Below are 20,297 nucleotides of genomic sequence, written 5' to 3'. Positions count from 1 at the left end.
TCTGGGAAATGGGAAGATTGAAAAAGGGCAGCCACTGGCTGCCCTTTTTTTGTGCCTGCTTAGAGCACTTACAGAAACAACACGTTTCAGCGAGACTATATGAAACAGGTTTACAATTCCTTTTCCACCAGATACAATAAGTTCAATTGTTAAAACATTGTAAATAAATACTCTATCAATCAGTATTGTTTGAATATGTCTATAAATGATGTGGGAAAGTCGGGGAAAAATGTGGAAAGAAGGGGAAACGTGTTTGAAGAGGGGGAAACGTAGCCGCTGAAAACGGTGGAAATCCCCTCGTGTTTCCCCGTTTCCCCGGTATTTCCTCGGGGGTGTGGAAAGCTAAATGGCTGATTTATAAAAAGGTGGAAAGTGGGAAAATGAAACCCCCGTTTTAGAGGGGTAACAGCCCATTCGCAAAACACGCCGACCACTTACATCGCACACGCCCCATTTTGGGCACTATCTGCCTGCTCTACCCGCACCGATATCATTATGCGATGAGGTGTCCCCTTTTTATGCAGTCCAATCCGGATTAAGATAATGAACCGCTGACTGGACAAAAGTGTCTATTCTGCCAACTGGAATAGCTATATTGTTCCAGTCTTATAAATATCAGTTTTCCCAGACCTGTGACGATAACCTTTACCCGCTCGATGCCTGATCCGGCACCGCCTCAGACGTCCTTTGCCCTGCCTGCCCACTCCCCTAAGTTTACTTCCCTAAAGCCGCTCAGCCTGTGAAGAATCTAGATTTTCCGCTAAAACCGCACGTTCGGAAGTATCTGAACGTCCACCTGGGTTCCGGCGAGTATGTGCTGAGCAACTCAGATCGATTCGGGAAGATGATGTATCACCTGCTCCGCCGCCAGGTCAAGGGCAAGTTGCATCATGCTGGTAGTCGGGAAGATTGCACCCAGGTGCTTCAAATCGACATGCGCAACTTCCCGGCCCACCAGTACGGCCTGAAGGAGCTGACCAACTACACCATCTTCCAGTTCAACGACTTTGTCGACGAGCTGATGAAGGAAGAGCTATACCTGTGGGTGCGCCAGTTCCTGAATAACCGCATCACTATTCGCCAGATCATCCTCGACTTCATGGGCGCCTACGACCTGCGCGAAGAGGATGTGCCGTTCGAAACCCTACGCAAGGCGGTCCAGCGCAACGTGCATCTGAAGGAGTTGAAAAAAAGAGCCCCGAAACAGCCGAAATCGGTAGTTAAAATGTCCCAGAAAACGGCTGATTTGTCTCGCAAAACGGCTGATTTGTCCCAGAAAACGGCTGATTTGTCTCGCGTTGCTCAGCACCTCGTTGTGCGTCAGGAACTTACGATGAACGCCGGCGGGCTTGTTGACTTCATTCGACAGCATCATGCCGGATAGCCTACCCTTCTTTTTAGAGCCGCGCAACTTGGCGCAGGAGCCAGCCGCCAACCACGGTGGTATAGAGGCTTTGTGGTATACGCCAGCCCGCAACGTGCTCACGCAGCTCAGCGACGTGGGGCCACTACTGGTTACCAACTCCCTCTCCATGGCTACTGGCGCCGTGTGGTACCAGCTGGTGTCGGTGCGCCACACCGTGCGCCATAAGCAAACGCCCACGGAGGGTGGCCGGCACCAGGGGCAGTTCAAGCAGCAGCTCACCGGCACGCTGGCCCGGAACACCGAGGGCCTGGCCGCAGGCCTGGAGCTGCTCGATGGGGAGAAGCTGGTGGTGCTCTACCGTGACCGGAACGGCTACGTCTGGCTGGTGGGCACGCCCGAGCAGCCGCTTAGCTGGAAAGATGTGCTCGACACCGGGGCTGAATTCCCTAACCGCAACAACTACGACTGGACGCTCTCAGGCGAGACGCTGCGCCGCGTGCGTCCCTACCTGGGCTCCTGGACGGTGAGTGGCCGTGGCCTTGAGTACGCCGTGCAGCTGCAGCAGGGCACCGGCGGCTCGGTGGAGCTGCGCGACAATAAGGGCAAGTTGCTGGCCCTGGTACCTCCTGGCCGCACGCTGGTGCTCAACTCTGGTTTCCGCTTTATTTACACCATTCAGTAATGGCTAAGCTCACCCCGTCCCAGTTGGCCCAGAAGTGGCTGCTCAAGTTTCAGCCCAATAACACCCTGGCCATCATCGAGGAGACGATGCAGGAGTTTGCCCAGGACGTTGCCGACTCCCTGCCGGATCCGGATGGGGGCAGCGCCATCAATGCGGCCATCAAAGCGCCTATCAAGACCAATAACACCAGCATCGGTTTCAATCCCAACACCGACGACGTGGGCGCGTGGATCCAGGCCGTGTTCTATGGCACCAAGCTCACAGTGGCCAGCCTCAGCTTCAGCGGCGCCAGCACTTTCGAGGCAGGCAAGCAGGCCAGCTACACCATCAGCGGGGCGATTACGGTCAATGACAACCCGGTGGGCCTGCGCCAGCTGCTGAAGAACGGGCAGCCCTGGCAGGCCCCTGAAACCAACTCCTTCAGCTACCAGGATACGGGCACGTTGGCGGATACTTATACCCTGCAGGTGTGGTTTGCCGATTCCGACCAAGCCGATGATCCGGATATCGAGAAGGAGGTAAGCACCAGCTATGTCTTCCCGCTCATGTGGGGCGCTGCTGCCGCCGGCGCCAATGCCGCGACGGTTTCCGCCTTCACCAGCCGTAGCCTGGCGCGTGCGGCCGCGCTGAACGGCACCGTCGACGTGGAGATGACCTTCACGGCCGCCGGCCAGCGCATGAGCATCGCCGTGCCGGCGGGCTTTACCATCACCAGCATCAAAGACCCGGACAACGGGCAGATCCTGGGCACTTTCTCGGAAGAGGCCCGCACGCTGCCTTTCGCGGTTTATCCTGACCAGGATTATGGCCTGTGGCAGAACAATGCCGACTTCACGGCTACCAATTATAAACTGACCGTGACGGTCAAGAAAACAGCCTAATTTATGTCTGTTCAAGGTTCTCCTATCTGGACCAGCCCGCGCAACATGGGCGTGGATGAAAACCACGACGCAGATTACCGGGCGCACAGCCTGGCCGAGCTGCTGGCACCCAACAACCGCTACGAAGGCAAGCCGCGTTTCCTGACCAAGGAAGTGAGTGAGCAGCAGGCGCCGGGCTTGTCGGGGCGCCTGCTCAAGCTCCGGGCCCTGGCCGAGTGCAAGAAAGCCGATGGTGTGACGGCCGCCACCTTGCCCGAGTGGGGCACGCAGCTTGCGCACTGGGAGCCAGTGGGCAATGCCTTTACCCTGATAGCGGCCAATACATACGGCTCGCACCCGGCCTTTTCAGATCAGCACAGCTACAATATCTGGCTTCTGCAGAACCGGGGAACTACTCCAGCTGCCAACAGCGCCCCGTCCGTTTCCTTCGTGCTGAGCAGCGCCAGCGTCCGGGTAGGGGAGACCATCACGGCCACCATCACGGCTACGGACTCCGATGGCTTGGTAAATGCGACGGAGCTGCTGGTGAATGGCGCCAGCGTAGGTACGGATGTAAATGCCCCATACATCGTCGAATGGGCGCCCACCGAAGTCGGCACTTTCGCCGTGCAGGCCCGGGCCACGGATAACTCCGGCAACGCCACGCTCTCGGCCAGCCAGCAGGTGACGGTGACGGCCGCCAACCTGGCGCCCTCGGTAACCGCGCTCAGTACTTCGGCCCCTAGCGTGGCCGCGGGCAACAGCATCACGCTCTCCGCAACTGCTACCGACCCCGATGGCACGGTGGCCACCGTGGAATTCTTCCTGGATGGTGTGAGCCGCGGCGTGGCCAGCAACGGCCCGAACTTCTCGGTGGTGATTACCCCTTCTGTGACGGGCACGCGCCAGCTCACGGCCATAGCCACCGACAATGAGGGCCTGGCCTCGGAGCTGAGCGCCTCGGTGAGTTTCACCGTTACGGGCGCCAACACGGTGCCTGGGCAGGTTAGTGGCATTATTGCCACGCCCACGACCACCACCATGGATCTGGTTTGGTCACCGCCGGCAGATGGGGGCTCACCCATCACCGACTATGAGGTGCGCTACCGCCTGCAGGGAGATGCGACCTGGGCATTGTTTGCCGATGGGGTAAACACCAATACCAGCGTCGCTGTGACCGGACTCACACCCAGCAAGGTGTACGAGTTTACGGTAACGGCTAAGAACGCCGTGGGCAGCGGCACGGCCTCCGCTATCATTACCCGCCCAACCAGCACGCCAAAGCTGGATGCGACCAGTGACTTCTTCGGCCAGGGCATCAGCAGCACAGAAAACCAGATGAGCTGGCTGCTGCCCCTGAATGCGCCCGAGTCAGGCGTTACCTACGTGCTGGAGCGTAGCATCAACAGCAACTTCTCCGGGTTTGTGGTAGCCTACACCGGCCCCGAAACGACCATCATAGACGCCGGGCTGACAGCCGACACGCGCTATTACTACCGGGTGAAGTCGCAGGCCGCCGGCTATCAGGATAGCGAATATGCAACGACCGACGCCCGCACCAAGCCGGCCACAACCAACACCAGCGACCTGTTCACCGAGTATTTCCGCGACATCTTCTAATCCTTTTCATCATGGCAGCTCCCGCTATTCCCGCTTTCACCCATGTGCCGAAAGCCATTAACGACCCAGGCCTAACGGCCTATTGCAACAACCTCTCGCAGCAGGCCGCCAAGCTCACTGCCGCAGCGACGTACGTCGAGCCTTCGGAGGTAAGTGCGACCGGCCTCGTGCTGTCTCATGCCGCTACGACGGTCTGGGACCGTTCGCAAGGCTGGCGGGCTTCCTGGACGATTAACTCCAACACGACGCTCGATGTGCAGAACGTCAACGATGGCGAAATAGGCTGGTTGGTGGTCACCATTGCCGGAGCCGGCGGCTATACCATCACCGTGCCAGGCAATAAGCCGGTGGACTGGGATATTAATGGCTTGGCTACGGGCTATGAAGTCGTCCTGAGCTTTGTGCGCCACAACGGTATCTTGCGCTGGGACTTCCGCAAATACGGGGTGCCAGTTGTAGCCTCGGAAAACGGTACGCCTACGACCCTGGCCTACAACTCGCCGCTGATCACGTTCCCCGGCACCGCCTGGCCCAAAGGCTCGGGCAACTTCTGGTACACGACGGCCATTAGCCCGAACAATGGCCAGTACGCCAAGGCTGTGGTTTCTTTCAAAAAAGGCATCCGGTTCACTCAGGATCCTAACTATGTAGGAGCCCAGTACACCTTCGTAGTCGATGGGGTAATTGCAGCAGTGGTTACCTCCACCGTCCAAGGGCAGGTGTTGTTTGAAGTTCACCCGAATACAACCTCGGTAAAAACGTTCGAGGTGTACAAATCCGGTGGCCCTTCCGGCTCCATTGCGTCGATTTCCAGCAACTCTATCACAATCTGGGAATAATGGCTAACGCAATTTCCGTTGCTGTACTCGGCCGCGCGTTCAAAACGCGCGGCCGAATCTTCGGTATCAGCGCAGAAGGCGTCTATACCGACCTGAACGCGCCGGTCCAGCCGGTCACGCCCGCCAGTGTGGGCAAAGTGAACACCATCAGGTATGGCGACTCGCTGGCCAGCTACGACGGCTTGCCCCTGAGCACCTACCTGCAGGGCGTCAGCGCCTCGACGTACTCGGCTGTGCGGGTGCTCTCTTATGCTGGCAACACCACAGCTGGCACGAAGAAGTGGTGGCGCAACATCCTGGAGCAGAGCTACGACCCCACGGTGTCGCGCAACATCATCTACATCCAGTTCGGCACCAATGACCTGCCGGGCCTGACCAAAGACCAGCTGGTGGCCAACCTCACCGATTTCATTGGGCAGGCGAATAAGAAAGGCTATCTGGTCGTACTTGGCATCCCGGGCCTGAAACAGTACTCGACCAACCCAACCAACCCGACCTACTTCGCTTTCCGCACGCATGTACTGGACAACTGGCAGGCTATGGGGGCAGCCCGGATGCTGGACCTGTATCCCACCGAGGTTGGAGCAGCTGATGCCGACCGTGTACAGTATTTCGCAGCTGACCAGATCCACTACTCGGATGCGGGCAAAACGGCGGCAGGTATGCGGATTGGGGAAGCTGTGGTGGCGCTGGCCAACGTCGTGCGGCCTATGCCGGCCAAGCCTATCGTTACCCAGGATGCCGCTAACCGCACCCTGACTATCACGAACCTGCCCGCTGGCTATACCGTGGCCGATGTGCAGGTTAGCCTGAACTACGGCTACGTGGTGGAGGATTGGACGGGTGGCACGCTCAACATCACCACGCCCTACAAGATGCTGGCCGGGCAGTTCTGCGTGCGCTTCAAGGATAAGAACGGCGCAGCGCCCAGCGAGTGGACGAGCAACAACGCCAACTGGTCAGGGGCCCAGCAGGCGCTGGAAGTAGTACGCTACTACGACCCGCGTATTGTGTACGAGGGCAACTACTGGACGGCCGTTGGCGACCTGCGCTACCGTTATACCAGCGCCGTGGGCAGGAAAGCAACCATCAAGTTCACCACGAAGGGCATCCGTTTCCCGCACCTGGTGGGCGTGACTGAGGGCACTTACGAGGCCCGCATCAAAACGGCATCCAACCCGGATGGCTTCGTCGTAGCCCAGCTGGCCCGTCCCAGTAATAACAACAGCGCCTTCCTCATACTGGACTACTATGACCCTACCAGTAATGGGGAAGAAAAGACGCTGGAGTATTACATCACGGCCGCCAGCCCGAACGGGTACGTGGAAACCATTGAGCTATACGAGTAAGCGAACCGCACTCTGATTATACAGCCCCATCCTGGTCCAGGATGGGGCTTTTTCTTGTCCTTTTTCGCGGGGGCTAAGGCAGACAGTTTTGCATCACTTCAACCCTGAAACGATGCTTGCATTCGCCTCCCGGCTTTTTGCTTCCCCCTGGCTGATCTCCCTGGAGCACGCGCAGTCCTACATGCCTTTGCTGGCCGGCCTGCTGCGTGGCACCGCGCAGCCCTCGGGAGAAAACTTCGCTGAACTGCGCGCTGCAGCAGCACCCCAAGACTTCGTCGTCACCTCACTGGCCGGCGGCATCGTCGCCTATGGAGCCCGTCCGACGACGGCCAGCGCCACCCCGGGTGGCCAGCCCGATGTGGTGAATGTGCGCGTGATGGGCGTGACGGGCCCACTGATGAAAGCCGACCAGGAGTGTGGCCCCCGCGGGCTGATGACGCTGGCCAGCGACCTGCAGCGGGCCGCCAAGGATACTGACATCCATTCGGTGCTGATGCGCGTCGACTCCCCTGGTGGGCAAGTGTTCGGCACTCAGAGTGTCGTCGACGGCGTGAAGGCCTGTCAGGCTGCCGGCAAACCCGTCGTGGCCCTCTGTGAGGATGGGCTGATGTGCTCAGCCGCCTACTGGATTGGCTCCGCAGCCGACACCATCCTCGTCACGCACGAGACCTGCACCATCGGCTCCATCGGCGTGATGGCCAGCTGGCCCGACCTGCAGCCCTACTTCGAGAAGATGGGCGTGGTGTTTCACGAGGTGTACGCCGAGCAGAGCACGCAGAAGAATGCCGACTTCGCCGCGGCCAAAAAGGGCGACTACAAACCTGTTCAGGCCAACCTGACGGCCATTGCTGCCGGCTTCCTGGGCGCCGTTAAGGCCAACCGCGCTGGCCGCCTCGACCTCAAAGCCTTCGAAAAGTCCGGCGCTTCGGCCGGCAAAACCGGCTACGCTACCTGGGCCGGGGAAATCGGCCTGATTGACGGCATCGGCACCTTCGAAGAGGCCCTGGGCGAGTGCGTGCGCCTGGTGCAAGTAAAACGTGCTGCCTAACCCTGACTTCATTTTTCACCCCACATATCCTATGAAACTTTTTCAAAGACCCGCTACTGCCGCTGTATTCGGGGTAGCCATGATGGCCCTCGTCGGGAAGGAAACTGTTTCGGCCGAAGAGGCTGAGGCAGCTAATTCCGAGTTGCAAGAAGCTGGCGTGACGGGCGCCGCCCTCATCACCAGCGCCGCTTTCAACGAGCTGGAGCAGAAGGCTGGCCGCGTGGACGCCGCTGAAACGGCCCTTGCCAATGAGCAGAAGGCTCGGGAAACGGCTGAAGCCACGTCGGCGCAGCTGCAGAAAGACCTTACCGCAGCCAACGCCAAAGTGACGGAACTCGGTGGCAAACCGGGTGCGGAGCACACCAACCCTGGCAAGGAAAATGGCAAGAGTGACGTGGACGAGGCTGCCGCTGACGAGCACCAGAAAGCCATCGACTCGCTGCCCCACAACCAAGCGCTAGCCGGCCACCCCATCTTCGGCTAAGGCCCCCTAAACCCACGTAAATCCGGCCGTTATGGCCCCTTCTTTCACTTTTTGCCTACACACTCATGTCAATCCAAATCGCCGACATCCTGACCGAATACGGCAACTATTACCGCGATGGGGGCCAGAACCTGGCGCGCCTGATCAGCCGCCCCTACATCTCCTCGCAGACGGAGGCGCTGTTCGGCCTGCTGCCCACCGACGACACGTCGTACCAGATGGCGCAGACGCAGCTGAGCCGCATTCTGCAGCCCTTCCAGAAAGGCTGGACGCCCCTGGGCACCACCACGGCCACGCCGATTCTGCTTACCCAGACGCCCTTCAAGGTCGACCTGGAAGAGACGCCCGACCAGCTGGAGGCCTCGTGGCTCGGCTTCCTGGCCGACAACAACCTGGACCGCGCCCAGTGGCCCTTCGTGCGCTACCTGGTAGAGCAGCACGTCTTCAACCAGATGGATGAGGACTACGAGCTGAATGAAATCTACTTCGGCAAGTTCGTGGCCCCCACCGGCGGCACGCCTGGTGCCGCCGGTACCGGCATGGACGGTATTCGCATCATCATCAACCGCGCCATTGCCGCCGGTAAAATCACCCCGCTGGTGCTCGGCGCCATCCCCACCGACAGCGTGCAGTTCTGCGACTACGTGGAGGCCTTCGTGGAGGGCTTCTCGGTACGCTATCAGGGCATTGCTATGGAGGTGTGCATGAACACCACCCTGGCCCGGCGCTACGCCAAGGGTCGCCAGAAGAAGTACGGCAGCGACAACAACTTCACGGGTGCTAAGCCGATCATCGCCGGCAACGGCTCCGAGCTGGTGCGCATTCCGATCGAGTTTACCAACCACTCGGTGGTGGGCCTGCCCTCCATGGGCAGCTCGGCCAAGATCTGGGCCACGCCGGCGGCCAACCGCAAGCGCCTGACCAAGAAGACGGCCAACACCCGCACCGTGCGCATCGAAAGCGCCAAGCGGCAGGTGGCCATCTTCACCGACTTCTACAAGGGTGTGGGCTTCCCACTCCTGGAGGCGGTGTTCACCAACGACCAGGACGTGTCGACCACCTAATCGACGAACGGCCTCCCTGCGTGAGCGGGGAGGCCCTTGGTTATGGAAGAGAAAGAGTTAAGCCGTTTTCAAGAAGCAAAATTTAGCCCCGTCATGGCAGAAAATACCCAAACCGCCACCCTCACGCCCGAGGCGCGCATCGCTCAACTGGAGGCCGAGCTGGCCGCCAACAAACAAATCATCGAGGAGCAGGCTGAGCAGCTGCAGGCCGCTGAGGCCTCGGCTGAGACCAAGCGGCCTGTGGTGACCCACAACCGCAAGCAGTACAGCGTGCTGGCCAATCAGTTCACCTTCGATGGCAAGCTGGTGAAGGCCGAGGAGCTGGCCGGCAAGCCCGAGGTGGTGAAAGCCCTCATCGAGGCCGAGAGCGGCTTGCTGGTGCTGGTGCAGAAGGCGGAGAAGCCGGCTGCCGAGTAGCCCCAGTCCCTGACCGAAACCCGATCCAGTAACATTCTAAATTTAACGCAGATGGATCTGTTTGATTTGAAAGGCCCGAATGGGGCCGATAACACGCCTGGCTTGCTTGGCTACGTGCTTATTGCGGCCGAGGAGGACTTCACCACCATTGCCAAGGCCCCCAAAGTGGCTGGCGCTGCTGGCTCTACTGCCGTCATCGTGGCCGACCACGTTTTTGCTGCTGGCAAAGGCTTTGTGAAGGTGTACATCACCTTGGCCTCGAACGAGCTGAAAGCCGCTGTGGTAGGGGAGCGTGATGGCCGCGGCCTGAAGATTAACTTCGAAGGCTTCCACCCAGGCAACAAGGCTGAGGCTCTGGAATTCGCCAACAAGGTGAAGAACATCGGCCTGATCATGCTGGTGCCGGATCCGGATGGTGGCTACCTGCAGGTGGGCACCGAAGGCCTGCCCTGCGAGTTGTCGGCTGACTACAGCTCGGCTAAGCTAGATTCTGGTCGTCGTGGGTTTACGGTGAAAGGCGAGGCGTATGCCACCGGCCTGTTCCTGTACCAGGGCGACATCACGATGAAGCCGGCTGTCTAAGCAATGGCTACGACCCCAAACCAACTGCGGCCCGAGGTAGCGGAGAAGTACAGCTGCACCATCGTCCCTACGCTCGTCATCTCGCAGCGCCTGGGCCGCAACATCGACCTGACCCAGCTCACGCTGGAGCAGGCCGATGAGTTGGTGCAGGACAGCCGATTCACCTACCTGGTGCTGAAGAAAAAGCGGCCCAGCAGGAAGAAGCCCCAGGCATAAGCAACACGACAAGAGGAAAGCCCCGGCCAGTGGTCGGGGCTTTTTTCGTCCTTTTTCCCCGAGGCAGTACCTGGCAATTTCGAAGCATGGAACTCTCGAAAATCGTCTCCTGGCTGTCTTCTGCGCAGGATTTTGCCGATGGTGTGGCCCTGTATGCTGCGGCTGGTACCAGCCAGGCGTACAAGCACCTCTTCACCTTGGGCGAGACGAGCTACAGCCGGCAAGTACTCGTGCGCGAGTTGCGCCAAATCGTGGCCACAGAGCCCACGTCGGCCGCCGTTGGCCCGGTTACCCGCGCATTGGTGCCTGCGCCCGTTGTGGCCCCGGATCCGGCGCCCAAAGCCGCAACGCCTGCTGTCGACCATTCTGCCTCGCCGGCGCTGGCGAAGGTGCGTGACGAGTTGCGCGTAGCCCGCGATGAGCGAAGCCGCCTCCATGCGCAGCTCACGGCCCCTCGGTTGGCGCGCAAAGACCGCTACACCATGGTGGCCCGCATCGTGGCCCTTACCGACCAGGTGACGCAGCTGCTCGAGGCGGAAGCGCACGTGCTGGAGCATGGCCGCCTGCCGGGCAAAGTGCCGGCCGGTGAGCTGACCGACGCGGGCGAGATGCGCCAGCGCCTCGACAACCTGCGCAGCCAGCGCAGCAAGCTCCGGAAGCAGCCACAGAAGGCTGACCAACTGGCCCAAGTGGAGGCCGACATCCAAACCCTCGAAATCAACCTTAAAAATTCTTAGTCGTGAGTGAAGAACTGATTCCCCTGCAGTGGAGCACCCAGCAGCGCCGTGTGCGTGACCTGGTGCCGCTGAGCTACAACCCGCGCACCCTGACCGAAGAAGGCCGGGAGCGCCTCACCCGGAGCATCCTGAAGTTCAACTTGGCCGAGATTCCGGCCATCAACCTCGATAACGTCGTGCTGGCTGGCCACCAGCGCCTGGCCGTGCTCGTGGATATCGGCCGCGGTGACGAACTCATCGACGTGCGCGTGCCCAATCGTCAGCTCACGAAAGAGGAGCTGGATGAGTACAACATCACCAGCAACGTCGGTGCTGGCCAGTGGGACTACCAGAGCCTGCTCGATAACTTCAGCCACCTGAACTTGGATGGCATCCTGGATGCATCGGCGCTGGCCCAGCTGGCTGACCTGACGGCCATCACCTTGCCGCCGGCCGAGGAGGAGGAGTTTGATCCGGCGCCGCCGGCGGTACCGATATCGGTGCTGGGTGATGAGTACACCTTCGAGAGCATTGGCCGAGGCTTGGAGCACCGCTTGGTGTGTGGCTCGTCGACGGAAGCGGATGTGGTGGAGCGGCTGCTGCGCGGCAAGTTGCTGCAAGCCACGATTACCGACCCACCCTACAACGTCAAGTATGAGGGCAAAACGAAGGATGCGCTGAAGATTGAGAACGACGACATGGATGATGCCTCGTTCTACCAGTTCCTCTACGACTTCTACAGCAACGCTTACGCATTTATGGCGCCCGGTGCGCCCCTGTATGTGTTCCACGCTGACTCGGAGGGGGCCAACTTCCGCCGGGCCTTTATCGATGCTGGCCTGAAGCTGAGCCAGTGCCTGGTGTGGGTAAAGCAGTCGTTCGTGATGGGCCGGCAGGACTTCCACTGGCAGCATGAGCCCATTCTGTATGGTTGGAAGGAGGGCGCCGCGCACCCCTGGTACTCCGACCGCAAGCAGACGACGGTGCTCAACTTCGACCGGCCTTCCCGCAATGCCGAGCACCCGACCATGAAGCCGCTGGAGATACTGGAGTACTTGCTGGAGTGCTCCACCCGGGAGGATGATATCGTGGGCGACTTCTTCGGCGGCTCCGGGTCGCTGCTCATTGCCTGCGAGAAGTTGCAGCGCAGCTGCCACAGCATCGAGCTGGATCCGCGCTACGTCGACGTGCATGTGCGTCGCTACATCAAGTTTATGCGCGACAACCAGCGTCGCTTTACTATCACCCGCAACGGGGAGGAGCTCACCGATGCCCAACTAGACGAGTATGTCAACGCCGACGCTGCCTAAAGACCTGCAGCCGGCGGCCGACCAGCTGGAGCTTCACAAGTCCACGGCCGTGGAGCGTATTTACGCGGCCAGCATTGCCGAAGCGAATGGCGACAAGGGGGCATTGAACCGCCTCTCGCCGGCCGACCAGCTCATTAACCAGCAGATTGAGTCCGCCTACGCGCTGCTGAGCAACTACCATACCTTCGACCAGGCGTGGCCACTGCTCAGCAAGCAGTTTGGCGGGCTCAGTCGCGCGACGTGCTACCGGCGCCTGGCCGATGCGCAGAACCTGATGGGCGACCTGAAGAAGGTGCGCAAGGAGGGCCGCAAGGCCATCCTGCTGGAGTTTGCCCGTAAGATTCTGCAATTGGCCCTCACGCAGCGGCCCCCGGATATGCGGGCGGCCTTGGCTGCTATGAAGTTCGAAGCCAACGTGGCCGGCCTGCTCCGGGCCGACTCGGGCCAGGATGAGGTGGCTGCCGGTGGTGGCAGCACCAGCTACGTCATTAACCTGACGCTGGCCGGCGGCAAAACCAAGACCTTCGACCTGAGCAACGCGCAGGATATTCAGGATGCGGACTTCGAATTGATCCAGGAAGCCGTGCAGCAGCAATACTTCGGTGCTGAGGAGATGCAAGTGATGCTTCAGGAGCGGAAGGAAGGAGGGGCCAGCTAGTGGTTATCGTCGACAAGGTAAAACTGCAGTTTAACCAGCCGCAGCTGCGTTACATCACGGCCAAGGGCAAGAAGGAGGGCGTCAGCCTCTGGGGGCGTGGTGCAGGCAAGTCGACCATCATTGCCTGGGATATGCACGAAATCGTGCAGACCATGCCCCGCAGCTGCTGGGTGATTGTGGGCTCGACCTACAAGCAGGTGCTCACGCGCACCTTGCCCTCGACCATTGCCGGGCTGGAGGCGCTGGGCTACAAGCTGGATCGGGACTTCTACGTCGGCCGGCGCCCACCACCGGCCCTGCGCTGGGATCGGCCGCTGCAGGGGCCGTTGAGCTATGACCACTTCATCATTTTCAAGAATGGCACCGGTTTCCACCTGGTTTCGCTCGATGCCGGTGGTTCGGCCTCGCGTGGTCTGAACGTGGATGGCTTTCTTGGCGACGAGGCCCTGCTTTTCGATAAGCAGAAGCTCGATGCTGACTTATCAGCCACCAACCGGGGAAATGGGCAGTATTTCGGCAAAAACCCGAAGCACCACGGCGTTTTCCTGTTTTCGTCGATGCCCTGGGGCGATAATGGCCGCTGGCTGCTGGATAAGTCGCAGTACTACGAAAATGAGGGCATTGACCTGGTAAAACGGCAGAATGAGCTGATTGATGCCCAGGTGCGCTTCATCGACGCCCAAAGCGACGAGGAGCGCCTGCATATCTGGTCGACGGAGGTGGTGAAGCTGCTGAAGGATATCCGCTATTTCCCCTCAGCGGCTACCAAGGGCACGTTCTACTCGGAGGCCAACGCCTTCGATAACATCAAGAACCTGGGCCTCCAGTACCTGGTCGACCAGCGCCGATTCATGACCGACTTCACGTTCATGATCGAGATTATGAACCGGCGGCCCACCACGGTCGAGGGGGGCTTCTATCCGCAGCTCAATCAGGCCCGCCATGTAGTTGATGCGGATGACGATGATTACGTGCAGGGTCTGGGCTTCAACCTGAAGAAGCTAGGTAAGCAGAATAGCCTGATGGATAGCGACTGCCGCACCAATCAGCCCCTGCGCGTATCGGTGGACTGGGGGGCTACCATTACCACCATGGTGGTAGGGCAGCCTCACCTGGATAAGGGCGAGTACCGCTTCCTGAAGGGACTCTATGTAAAGCATCCAGGCTTTATTCGTGACCTAGTGGATCAGTTCTGCGCCTACTATGAGCTCCATCTGAATAAGCAGATCGAGTTCTTAGCTGATGAGGAGTATGGCGATGCGCGTCGGCCAGACAGTGAGTTTACCCTCAATGAGCAGCTCATGCGCGCATTCCAGGCTAAGGGCTGGCGTATCCGGCGTTATGGGTTGGGTCGTATGCCTGGGCACCCTATGCGCTATCTGCTGGGCCAGGAGCTACTAGGGGAGAAGGATCCGAAGCGCCTACGCCTGCGCTTCAATAAGACCAACTGCAAGGATGTGGTGCAGGCTATGCTTTTCGCGCCCGTGAGCCAGGACCGCAAGGGGCGCATCATGAAGGTTAAGGCCAGCGAGAAGAACCCCAACTTCCCAGCGCACCATGCCACCCACTTCACCGACAACGTCGACCTGCACATGCTCAGCATCGGCACGGAGGTAGTAGGAGGCACTGTGGACTTCAGTAGCCTGATCGTCTTGTAACTGCCCGACATCGATGTCGCCCAGTGCGAAGCCCCGACCCTCACGGTCGGGGCTTTTTGTTTGCCGATGATGGAAACGTGGAAAGTGGGAAACGCGGAAACGTGGTGCGCCCAGCAGATATCCCCGAGGCAGCCCTCGGCAACTGCCAAAACGCGACAGAGCAAGCCGGGGCACAACGCTAGACTAGTGAGACTATAAAACGCCAGAACAGCCCAAAAACGCCCGCCACGCGACGCAAACGCATTAGGCTGTGAGATTGGGATTTTGTGGGTTTTTGGGGCTTTGGCGGGCGTTTTGTGTCCTTTTTTCTGCCTCGGCTAAGCAGGTATTTCGGGGCATGGAAACACCCGCTCCAATCCGACTACGCGAGGCGCTGGAACTGCTTGAAGGTTCGCCGGTGCCGGTGCCGGTGCGCTTCGTCACCTACGACCGACGCCGCAAAACCGGCGGCGAGTTCCGCACCCTCCCGGCCGTGCGCCTGGCCAGCAAAAAGCCAGCGCGGGCGAAGCTCGTGCCGGTGCCTTCCAGCGAAGCAGGCACGCCGCCTCAGCGCCGGCCACCAGCCCATTACCGCCACGCGACACGCAATCTGGAGGATACCGCCACCGGCCAGCTGGTGAAAATTCACATCTACCTGCTCGTGGAGGTGCAGGGGCGAAAAGTCATAATCTAATGTCACAGATTGTATTTACCTCGGCTGGTAACCTGGCCTACTCGCCCGGCTCGGGCAACTTCTACCGCCTGAACGGGGCCATGGGTGCCAGCACCGGGGCCGGTGGCGGCAAGCCCGGCCAGCAGGACGGCGTGGCATCCACGACGCCCACCACGAAGTATAGCGCGCAGGACGTGGCGCCCTGGGGCGACGACAACCTGTTTCCGCAGAACGTGCTGAAGGAAATCAGCAAGTCCACCATCATCGCGCCGGTGCTGGACTGGAAACAGCGGGCCATTTACGGGCAGGGCATCGTCTATGGGCGGGTTACGGGCTACGATAAGAACGGGCAGGAGGTATTTGAGCGGGTACGTGTGCCCGAAATCGAGACCTTCTTCCGCAAAAGCAACATCCCGCGTTACGGTTTCGAGGGCCTGCAGAACCTGGTGTACTGGGCCAACGGCTTTGCTGAGGTTATTCTCTCGCGTGACCGAAGCAGGATTACCAGCGTCAACACCCAGGATGCGGTGTACTGCCGCTACTCGGTACCGAAACCCGGCAAGGGCCCGGAGAAGATGCACATCAGCGCCATGTGGGCGGAAGGGGCCAAGCCCGGCGACGCCTACACCACCTCGGTGCCGGTGCTGGACCCCTACACCGACCCGGTGGAAGCGCTGCGGGCCCGCACGGATGGCTTCAAGTACATCTATCCCTTATCGGTGCCCAGCCCCGGCCAGTCGCTCTACCAGCTGGTGGCCTGGAACAGCCTGCGCAAGTCCGGCTGGCTCGACGTAGCCCTGGCCATTCCCGAGTTCAAGAAAAACCTGCTGGCCAACCAGCTCACGATTAAGTACCTGATCGAGGCCGATATCCGCTACTGGAGCTGGAAATACCCGGACTGGGACCAGAAGAAGGAGGGCGACCGGAAGCAAATTATCAGCGAGGAGCTGGCTGCCTTCGAAGCGACCATGGCCGGCACCAGCGGCGCCGGAAAGTCCATCATGACGGTGACCATGCCCGACCCGGCCAACCCGGGCAGCATGATTTCGGTGTTCAAAGTCACGGCCATCGATGACAAAATCAAAAGCGGCCTGCTGGTAGAGGACTCGCAGGAGGCCAGCTCCCACCACTACACCGCCCTGCAGGTGGACCCCACGCTGCCTGGTATTTCGCCTGGCAAGGGCATGGGCGCCGGCTCGGGCTCCGACAAGCGCGTGGCCTTTAACGTGTTCGTGGCTACGCACTACTTCCTCCAGCACCTGATTCTGGAGCCACTCTACCTGGTGCGCGACTACAACGGCTGGGGCGAGGACATCGAATTCCGCTTTCTCAACATGCAGGTGGGTACGCTGGACCAATCCAGCGAAGTCGCCCCGCCCGCTCAACAGCCCGCTGAGGCTCCTACTGCGTAAAAAATGGCACTCCTGAAAACAGTCGACGAGCTGAATTGCTACGTCAAGGTTAACATCAACTCCACGCAGCCCATTCCGGATGCCATCCAGTTGCAGCTAATTCAAGTCGAGCAGTTGGTCATTCGCCGGCTGCTGGGCAAGGAGCTTTACCAGTGGCTGGTAGACCAGTACAACACCACCGGCGACCAGGAATCTCTGGCCTCGGAGCTGCTGGCCTTGGTGCAGGCGCCACTTGCTCGCTTGGCGACGGCCGGCTCAGTGGAAGAACACCAGGTGACTGTAGACAGCACCGGCATCCACTTCGTTGCTACTGAGACGCAGAAAACCGCCTTTCCGTGGCAGGTGAAGGCACTGCAAAAGGCCCTCATTTGGCGGGGCAACAGCGACCTGGACGTGCTGGTGCAGTGGCTGGAAGACAACCGCGAGGCCCCGGAGCTGGCCCCCTGGCTGGCAAGCCCGGCCAGTGAGCTGCACCGCCGCGGCCTGTTTACCTGCACCGCTGAATTTCAGGAGCACGTCGACATCAGCTCGTCCCGGGTGGTGTACGAGGCCTTGGCGCCCGTGCGCCGGCGGCTGGAAGACTTCGAGCTCTCGGCCGTGCTGAGCCCCGCCTTCCTTTCGGAACTCCGGGAGCAGATCCGGACGCGCACGCTCACCTCGGAAAACGAAAACCTGCTGCGCAGCTACGTCCACCCGGCCCTAGCCAACCTGAGCTTCGCCAAGGCTGTGCCCGAACTGGGCCTGCGCATCGCCCCGGACGGCATCGAGCTGAAGGTGGCCCGCATCGATGACAGCAACGCGAAGGAGGCCGACGCCTCGCTCGACCAACTGATGCTGCTTAAGACCCGCGGCGCCCTGGACGATGGACATCGTTACCTGCGTCGGCTGGAGGACTACCTCAACCGCCAGGCCTCGACCACGAGCTTCCCGACCTATTTCGCCTCGTCCCGCTACACGGCCCCCGACACGCCGGTGGTGCCCGTCAATTCCTCTACCACCCGCATTTTCAAGTTCTTCTAATGCGCGCCTTCTTTCACCCCGCTGTTATCCTGCTGACGAGTGCGCGCACGCTGGATGCTTTCCTGACGGGCCTGGCCTTATCGCCGCTGGCCCTGCTCGTCCGGCAGTACCTGTTCGACGACTGGCAGTTCCTGGGCTTCCTCTTCACGCTGATCATGGTCGACACCGGCACCGGCCTGCTCCGCAGCTGGCGCCAGCGCAACGTGAGCAGCCGGGCCTTCTCCCGGATTTTCCTGAAGGTCATTATCTACCTGGCCATGCTGGTGCTCTCCCACATCATGACGCACTTCACGGTGCATGGTGAGCAGAACGTGATTTTCAAGTGGTTCGACACCTTCGTCTACTCGGTGATGATGGCCCGCGAAGCCCTGAGCCTATTGGAGAACCTGGCCGCCATCGAGCCAACACTTATTCCCAAGGCCCTGCTCAAACGACTGGCCCTCTTCGCTGAGGATCCGGACGCAGGCATGCGTGAGCTGAAGGCCACCGCCACCGAAGCCGCCGCCGCTGATGCCGAGCCGCCTGCGCCGGCGCCCGAGCCAACCCCTGCCACCATTTCCTAAGTTTTATGAGCAACCTGCTTTCCGTTCGTCGGGCGCCCAGCGCGGCCGACTGGACGCTGTCGCGCCTCTTCGTGCGCGATAAGGACTACTGCGCCGGCGTCGAGGACGAAGCCCGAGCCCCTGGCAAGGAAGTCTACGGCGAGACCTGCGTGCCCCTGGGCATCTATCCGCTGGGCCTACGCCCGAGCCCCAACTTCAGCAAGTACTTCTGGACGAAGGATGGCGTGAACCTGATCAGCCGCGAGGAATACTTGCAGCTCCCTTCCGCCACCAAGGTGCATTACAAGCCGCACGACCTGATTTGGGTGAAGGGCCCGCTGGAAAAGCGCCTGATCCTGCTGCACTGGGGCAACACCGACGACGACACCGATGGCTGCTATGTCGTGGGCGAAAAGCACGGCCAAGTGTATGGCCAGATGGGCGTGCTCAACTCGCGCCGCCAGTATGTGAAGCTGTACAAGGAAATCATCCAGGCCGTGCGTGCTGGCGGCCAATTCATCGAATACCGCAATGCGTAAGCTCCCCGCCCCCAAATCCTGGATGCAGTATGCCTTCCTGCTCCTGTTCGCCGGCTGCGTGGCCGGCAAGGAAGTCACCACCACCGCGCCCCGCCCGGTTAACCTCGACTCGCTGGAGCGGGTGGCCGCGCTGCCAGCGTACCTGGTACCAGCACCAGCTGGCGCCACCGCCCCGCAGCAACAGGCCTGGTTAGCCGCGCAGACCCGGGCGCTGGGCAACGTCGGCGCCGTGCCTGAGCGCGTGCAGGTGAAGACTAAAATCGTGGACAACTCTAAGGTTAAAACCAAGGAGAAGGATCAGAGCAAGGTGAAAACCCGGGCCAAGGATCAGTCCGACCACCGCAACCAAGCCGGCAAGAAAGCCAAGCACAAGGAAGGCCAGAAGCCCAATCAGTCCACCAACAACGGCATCACGGGCCAGCAGCTTGCCATTGGCGGCGTGGTGATAGTCGTGGTGTTCCTGGTGCTCGGCTTCTTCTACCTGCGCCGACGCAAGTCCAGCTAACCAGCCATTTTCCTCACTTTCATTTTTATCATCATGCCCAGACAAAAACAAACCTTCCGCCAGCAGCTGATAGGCAGCCGCCGCGACCAGTTCCTCTTCTTCGCCCTGAGCGCAGTCATCGTCGTGAGCGGCGTGGGTCTGCTGCTGGGCTACACCGAGAATGGCAAGTACGTGTTCGGCATCAGCCTTGCCGTGCAGGCCGTGAACGTGCTGGGCACGTACTTCAGCCAGGAAAACCGGGAGGCCCGCCGGTGATTACGATCCTGCTGCTGCTCTATGCGGCGCTGGCCGGCGACATCGAGGCCATGATTTACGACGGCAACCGGGCCGAGTGCTTCATTCGGAACGAGCACAAGGACTACACCTACCAGCGCGTTGTCGTGTTCTTCTTGGCGCTGGCCAGCGCGACGTATGGCTTCCTGATCAGCGAGCAGCAGATGCTGCTCGTGCCGCTGGCCGGCGAGTTGGTAGCCGCTGCGCTGTGCTTCCCGCTGGTACACGACGAGGTGTATAATTTCTGCCGCTTGTGGCTGAAGTGGGCCAGGGCCCTGCGCACCACCAACCCGGTGGCGCTGCATGTGGTCGACTCGCTTTCCTTCCATTATGCCTGGCAGGAGTACCGCTTCGGCTACCAGAGCAAAACGACGACGGCCGTGGTAGACTTGCCCGGCCCGGCGCGCCTGGCGCTGGCCGTTGCCGGCGGCGTAGTTTACCTCGCGACGTGGGCTTGGCTGCTGGTAAAATAGTTGTCCTGATTC

General features: G+C 60.4%; 24 protein-coding genes. All 24 read left to right on the top strand.

All coding sequences use genetic code 11. From position 1 onward, the window contains the following. The first annotated feature begins 739 nt into the window (after window positions 1-739). The 24 genes from HER32_RS06750 (at window position 740) to HER32_RS06635 (ending at window position 20,285) form a co-directional block, all read left to right on the top strand. Window positions 740-1,384 (top strand): hypothetical protein, encoded by a 645-nt coding sequence (locus HER32_RS06750; protein ID WP_168681341.1) that lies wholly within the window; start codon window positions 740-742, stop codon window positions 1,382-1,384. Next, window positions 1,374-2,048, top strand: a complete 675-nt coding sequence (locus HER32_RS06745; RefSeq protein ID WP_168681340.1) for a hypothetical protein — start codon at window positions 1,374-1,376, stop codon at window positions 2,046-2,048. Before HER32_RS06750 ends, HER32_RS06745 begins: the two co-directional genes overlap by 11 nt. Further along, the gene (locus tag HER32_RS06740) at window positions 2,048-2,929 is read left to right on the top strand and encodes a hypothetical protein (protein ID WP_168681339.1); all 882 of its coding nucleotides are present in this window, start codon (window positions 2,048-2,050) and stop codon (window positions 2,927-2,929) included. Before HER32_RS06745 ends, HER32_RS06740 begins: the two co-directional genes overlap by 1 nt. 3 nt (window positions 2,930-2,932) lie before the next feature. After that, window positions 2,933-4,528 (top strand): fibronectin type III domain-containing protein, encoded by a 1,596-nt coding sequence (locus HER32_RS06735; protein ID WP_168681338.1) that lies wholly within the window; start codon window positions 2,933-2,935, stop codon window positions 4,526-4,528. 11 nt (window positions 4,529-4,539) lie between these two features. After that, the gene (locus tag HER32_RS06730) at window positions 4,540-5,367 is read left to right on the top strand and encodes a hypothetical protein (protein ID WP_168681337.1); all 828 of its coding nucleotides are present in this window, start codon (window positions 4,540-4,542) and stop codon (window positions 5,365-5,367) included. After that, window positions 5,367-6,716: an SGNH/GDSL hydrolase family protein gene (locus HER32_RS06725; RefSeq protein ID WP_168681336.1), complete on the top strand. Its 1,350-nt coding sequence runs from the start codon at window positions 5,367-5,369 to the stop codon at window positions 6,714-6,716. Before HER32_RS06730 ends, HER32_RS06725 begins: the two co-directional genes overlap by 1 nt. A gap of 112 nt (window positions 6,717-6,828) precedes the next feature. After that, complete coding sequence (locus HER32_RS06720; RefSeq protein ID WP_168681335.1) at window positions 6,829-7,764, top strand: S49 family peptidase; 936 nt, start codon at window positions 6,829-6,831, stop codon at window positions 7,762-7,764. A gap of 31 nt (window positions 7,765-7,795) precedes the next feature. Beyond that, window positions 7,796-8,248 (top strand): hypothetical protein, encoded by a 453-nt coding sequence (locus HER32_RS06715; RefSeq protein ID WP_168681334.1) that lies wholly within the window; start codon window positions 7,796-7,798, stop codon window positions 8,246-8,248. A 65-nt stretch (window positions 8,249-8,313) separates the two neighbouring features. Further along, complete coding sequence (locus tag HER32_RS06710; protein ID WP_168681333.1) at window positions 8,314-9,312, top strand: hypothetical protein; 999 nt, start codon at window positions 8,314-8,316, stop codon at window positions 9,310-9,312. Between the two features lie 93 nt (window positions 9,313-9,405). After that, window positions 9,406-9,729, top strand: a complete 324-nt coding sequence (locus tag HER32_RS06705; protein WP_168681332.1) for a hypothetical protein — start codon at window positions 9,406-9,408, stop codon at window positions 9,727-9,729. A 51-nt stretch (window positions 9,730-9,780) separates the two neighbouring features. After that, a complete protein-coding gene (locus tag HER32_RS06700) occupies window positions 9,781-10,311 on the top strand; it encodes a hypothetical protein (RefSeq protein WP_168681331.1) in 531 nt (176 codons plus the stop codon). 3 nt (window positions 10,312-10,314) lie between these two features. Next, complete coding sequence (locus HER32_RS06695) at window positions 10,315-10,527, top strand: hypothetical protein (RefSeq protein WP_168681330.1); 213 nt, start codon at window positions 10,315-10,317, stop codon at window positions 10,525-10,527. 86 nt (window positions 10,528-10,613) lie between these two features. Continuing rightward, window positions 10,614-11,264 carry a hypothetical protein gene (locus tag HER32_RS06690; protein ID WP_168681329.1) on the top strand — a complete coding sequence of 217 codons (651 nt, stop codon included), beginning with the start codon at window positions 10,614-10,616 and terminating at the stop codon, window positions 11,262-11,264. Window positions 11,265-11,266: 2 nt separating this feature from the next. After that, a complete protein-coding gene (locus HER32_RS06685; protein WP_168681328.1) occupies window positions 11,267-12,553 on the top strand; it encodes a DNA modification methylase in 1,287 nt (428 codons plus the stop codon). Further along, window positions 12,531-13,211, top strand: coding sequence for a hypothetical protein (locus tag HER32_RS06680; RefSeq protein WP_168681327.1), 681 nt, complete (start codon window positions 12,531-12,533; stop codon window positions 13,209-13,211). The genes HER32_RS06685 and HER32_RS06680 overlap by 23 nt, the downstream gene beginning before the upstream one ends. Next, a complete protein-coding gene (locus HER32_RS06675; protein WP_168681326.1) occupies window positions 13,211-14,869 on the top strand; it encodes a hypothetical protein in 1,659 nt (552 codons plus the stop codon). The genes HER32_RS06680 and HER32_RS06675 overlap by 1 nt, the downstream gene beginning before the upstream one ends. A 337-nt stretch (window positions 14,870-15,206) precedes the next feature. Then, a complete protein-coding gene (locus tag HER32_RS06670) occupies window positions 15,207-15,542 on the top strand; it encodes a hypothetical protein (protein ID WP_168681325.1) in 336 nt (111 codons plus the stop codon). Next, window positions 15,542-16,933, top strand: coding sequence for a hypothetical protein (locus HER32_RS06665; protein ID WP_168681324.1), 1,392 nt, complete (start codon window positions 15,542-15,544; stop codon window positions 16,931-16,933). The genes HER32_RS06670 and HER32_RS06665 overlap by 1 nt, the downstream gene beginning before the upstream one ends. Window positions 16,934-16,936: 3 nt before the next feature. Next, a complete protein-coding gene (locus HER32_RS06660) occupies window positions 16,937-17,953 on the top strand; it encodes a DUF6712 family protein (RefSeq protein WP_168681323.1) in 1,017 nt (338 codons plus the stop codon). Continuing rightward, window positions 17,953-18,516 (top strand): bacteriophage holin, encoded by a 564-nt coding sequence (locus tag HER32_RS06655; RefSeq protein ID WP_168681322.1) that lies wholly within the window; start codon window positions 17,953-17,955, stop codon window positions 18,514-18,516. The genes HER32_RS06660 and HER32_RS06655 overlap by 1 nt, the downstream gene beginning before the upstream one ends. A 5-nt stretch (window positions 18,517-18,521) precedes the next feature. Next, window positions 18,522-19,034 (top strand): DUF5675 family protein, encoded by a 513-nt coding sequence (locus tag HER32_RS06650; RefSeq protein WP_168681321.1) that lies wholly within the window; start codon window positions 18,522-18,524, stop codon window positions 19,032-19,034. Next, the gene (locus HER32_RS06645; RefSeq protein WP_168681320.1) at window positions 19,027-19,539 is read left to right on the top strand and encodes a hypothetical protein; all 513 of its coding nucleotides are present in this window, start codon (window positions 19,027-19,029) and stop codon (window positions 19,537-19,539) included. The genes HER32_RS06650 and HER32_RS06645 overlap by 8 nt, the downstream gene beginning before the upstream one ends. Window positions 19,540-19,572: 33 nt before the next feature. Beyond that, on the top strand, window positions 19,573-19,794 hold the full coding sequence (locus HER32_RS06640; RefSeq protein WP_168681319.1) for a hypothetical protein: 222 nt from the start codon (window positions 19,573-19,575) through the stop codon (window positions 19,792-19,794). Continuing rightward, window positions 19,791-20,285, top strand: coding sequence for a hypothetical protein (locus HER32_RS06635; RefSeq protein WP_168681318.1), 495 nt, complete (start codon window positions 19,791-19,793; stop codon window positions 20,283-20,285). The genes HER32_RS06640 and HER32_RS06635 overlap by 4 nt, the downstream gene beginning before the upstream one ends. Window positions 20,286-20,297 lie beyond the last annotated feature (12 nt).

Source organism: Hymenobacter sp. BT18, assembly GCF_012273015.1.
Lineage (GTDB): Bacteria > Bacteroidota > Bacteroidia > Cytophagales > Hymenobacteraceae > Hymenobacter > Hymenobacter lutimineralis.
Note: the sequence above shows the minus strand (reverse complement) of the source record. Positions and strands in the feature narration are given on the sequence as shown.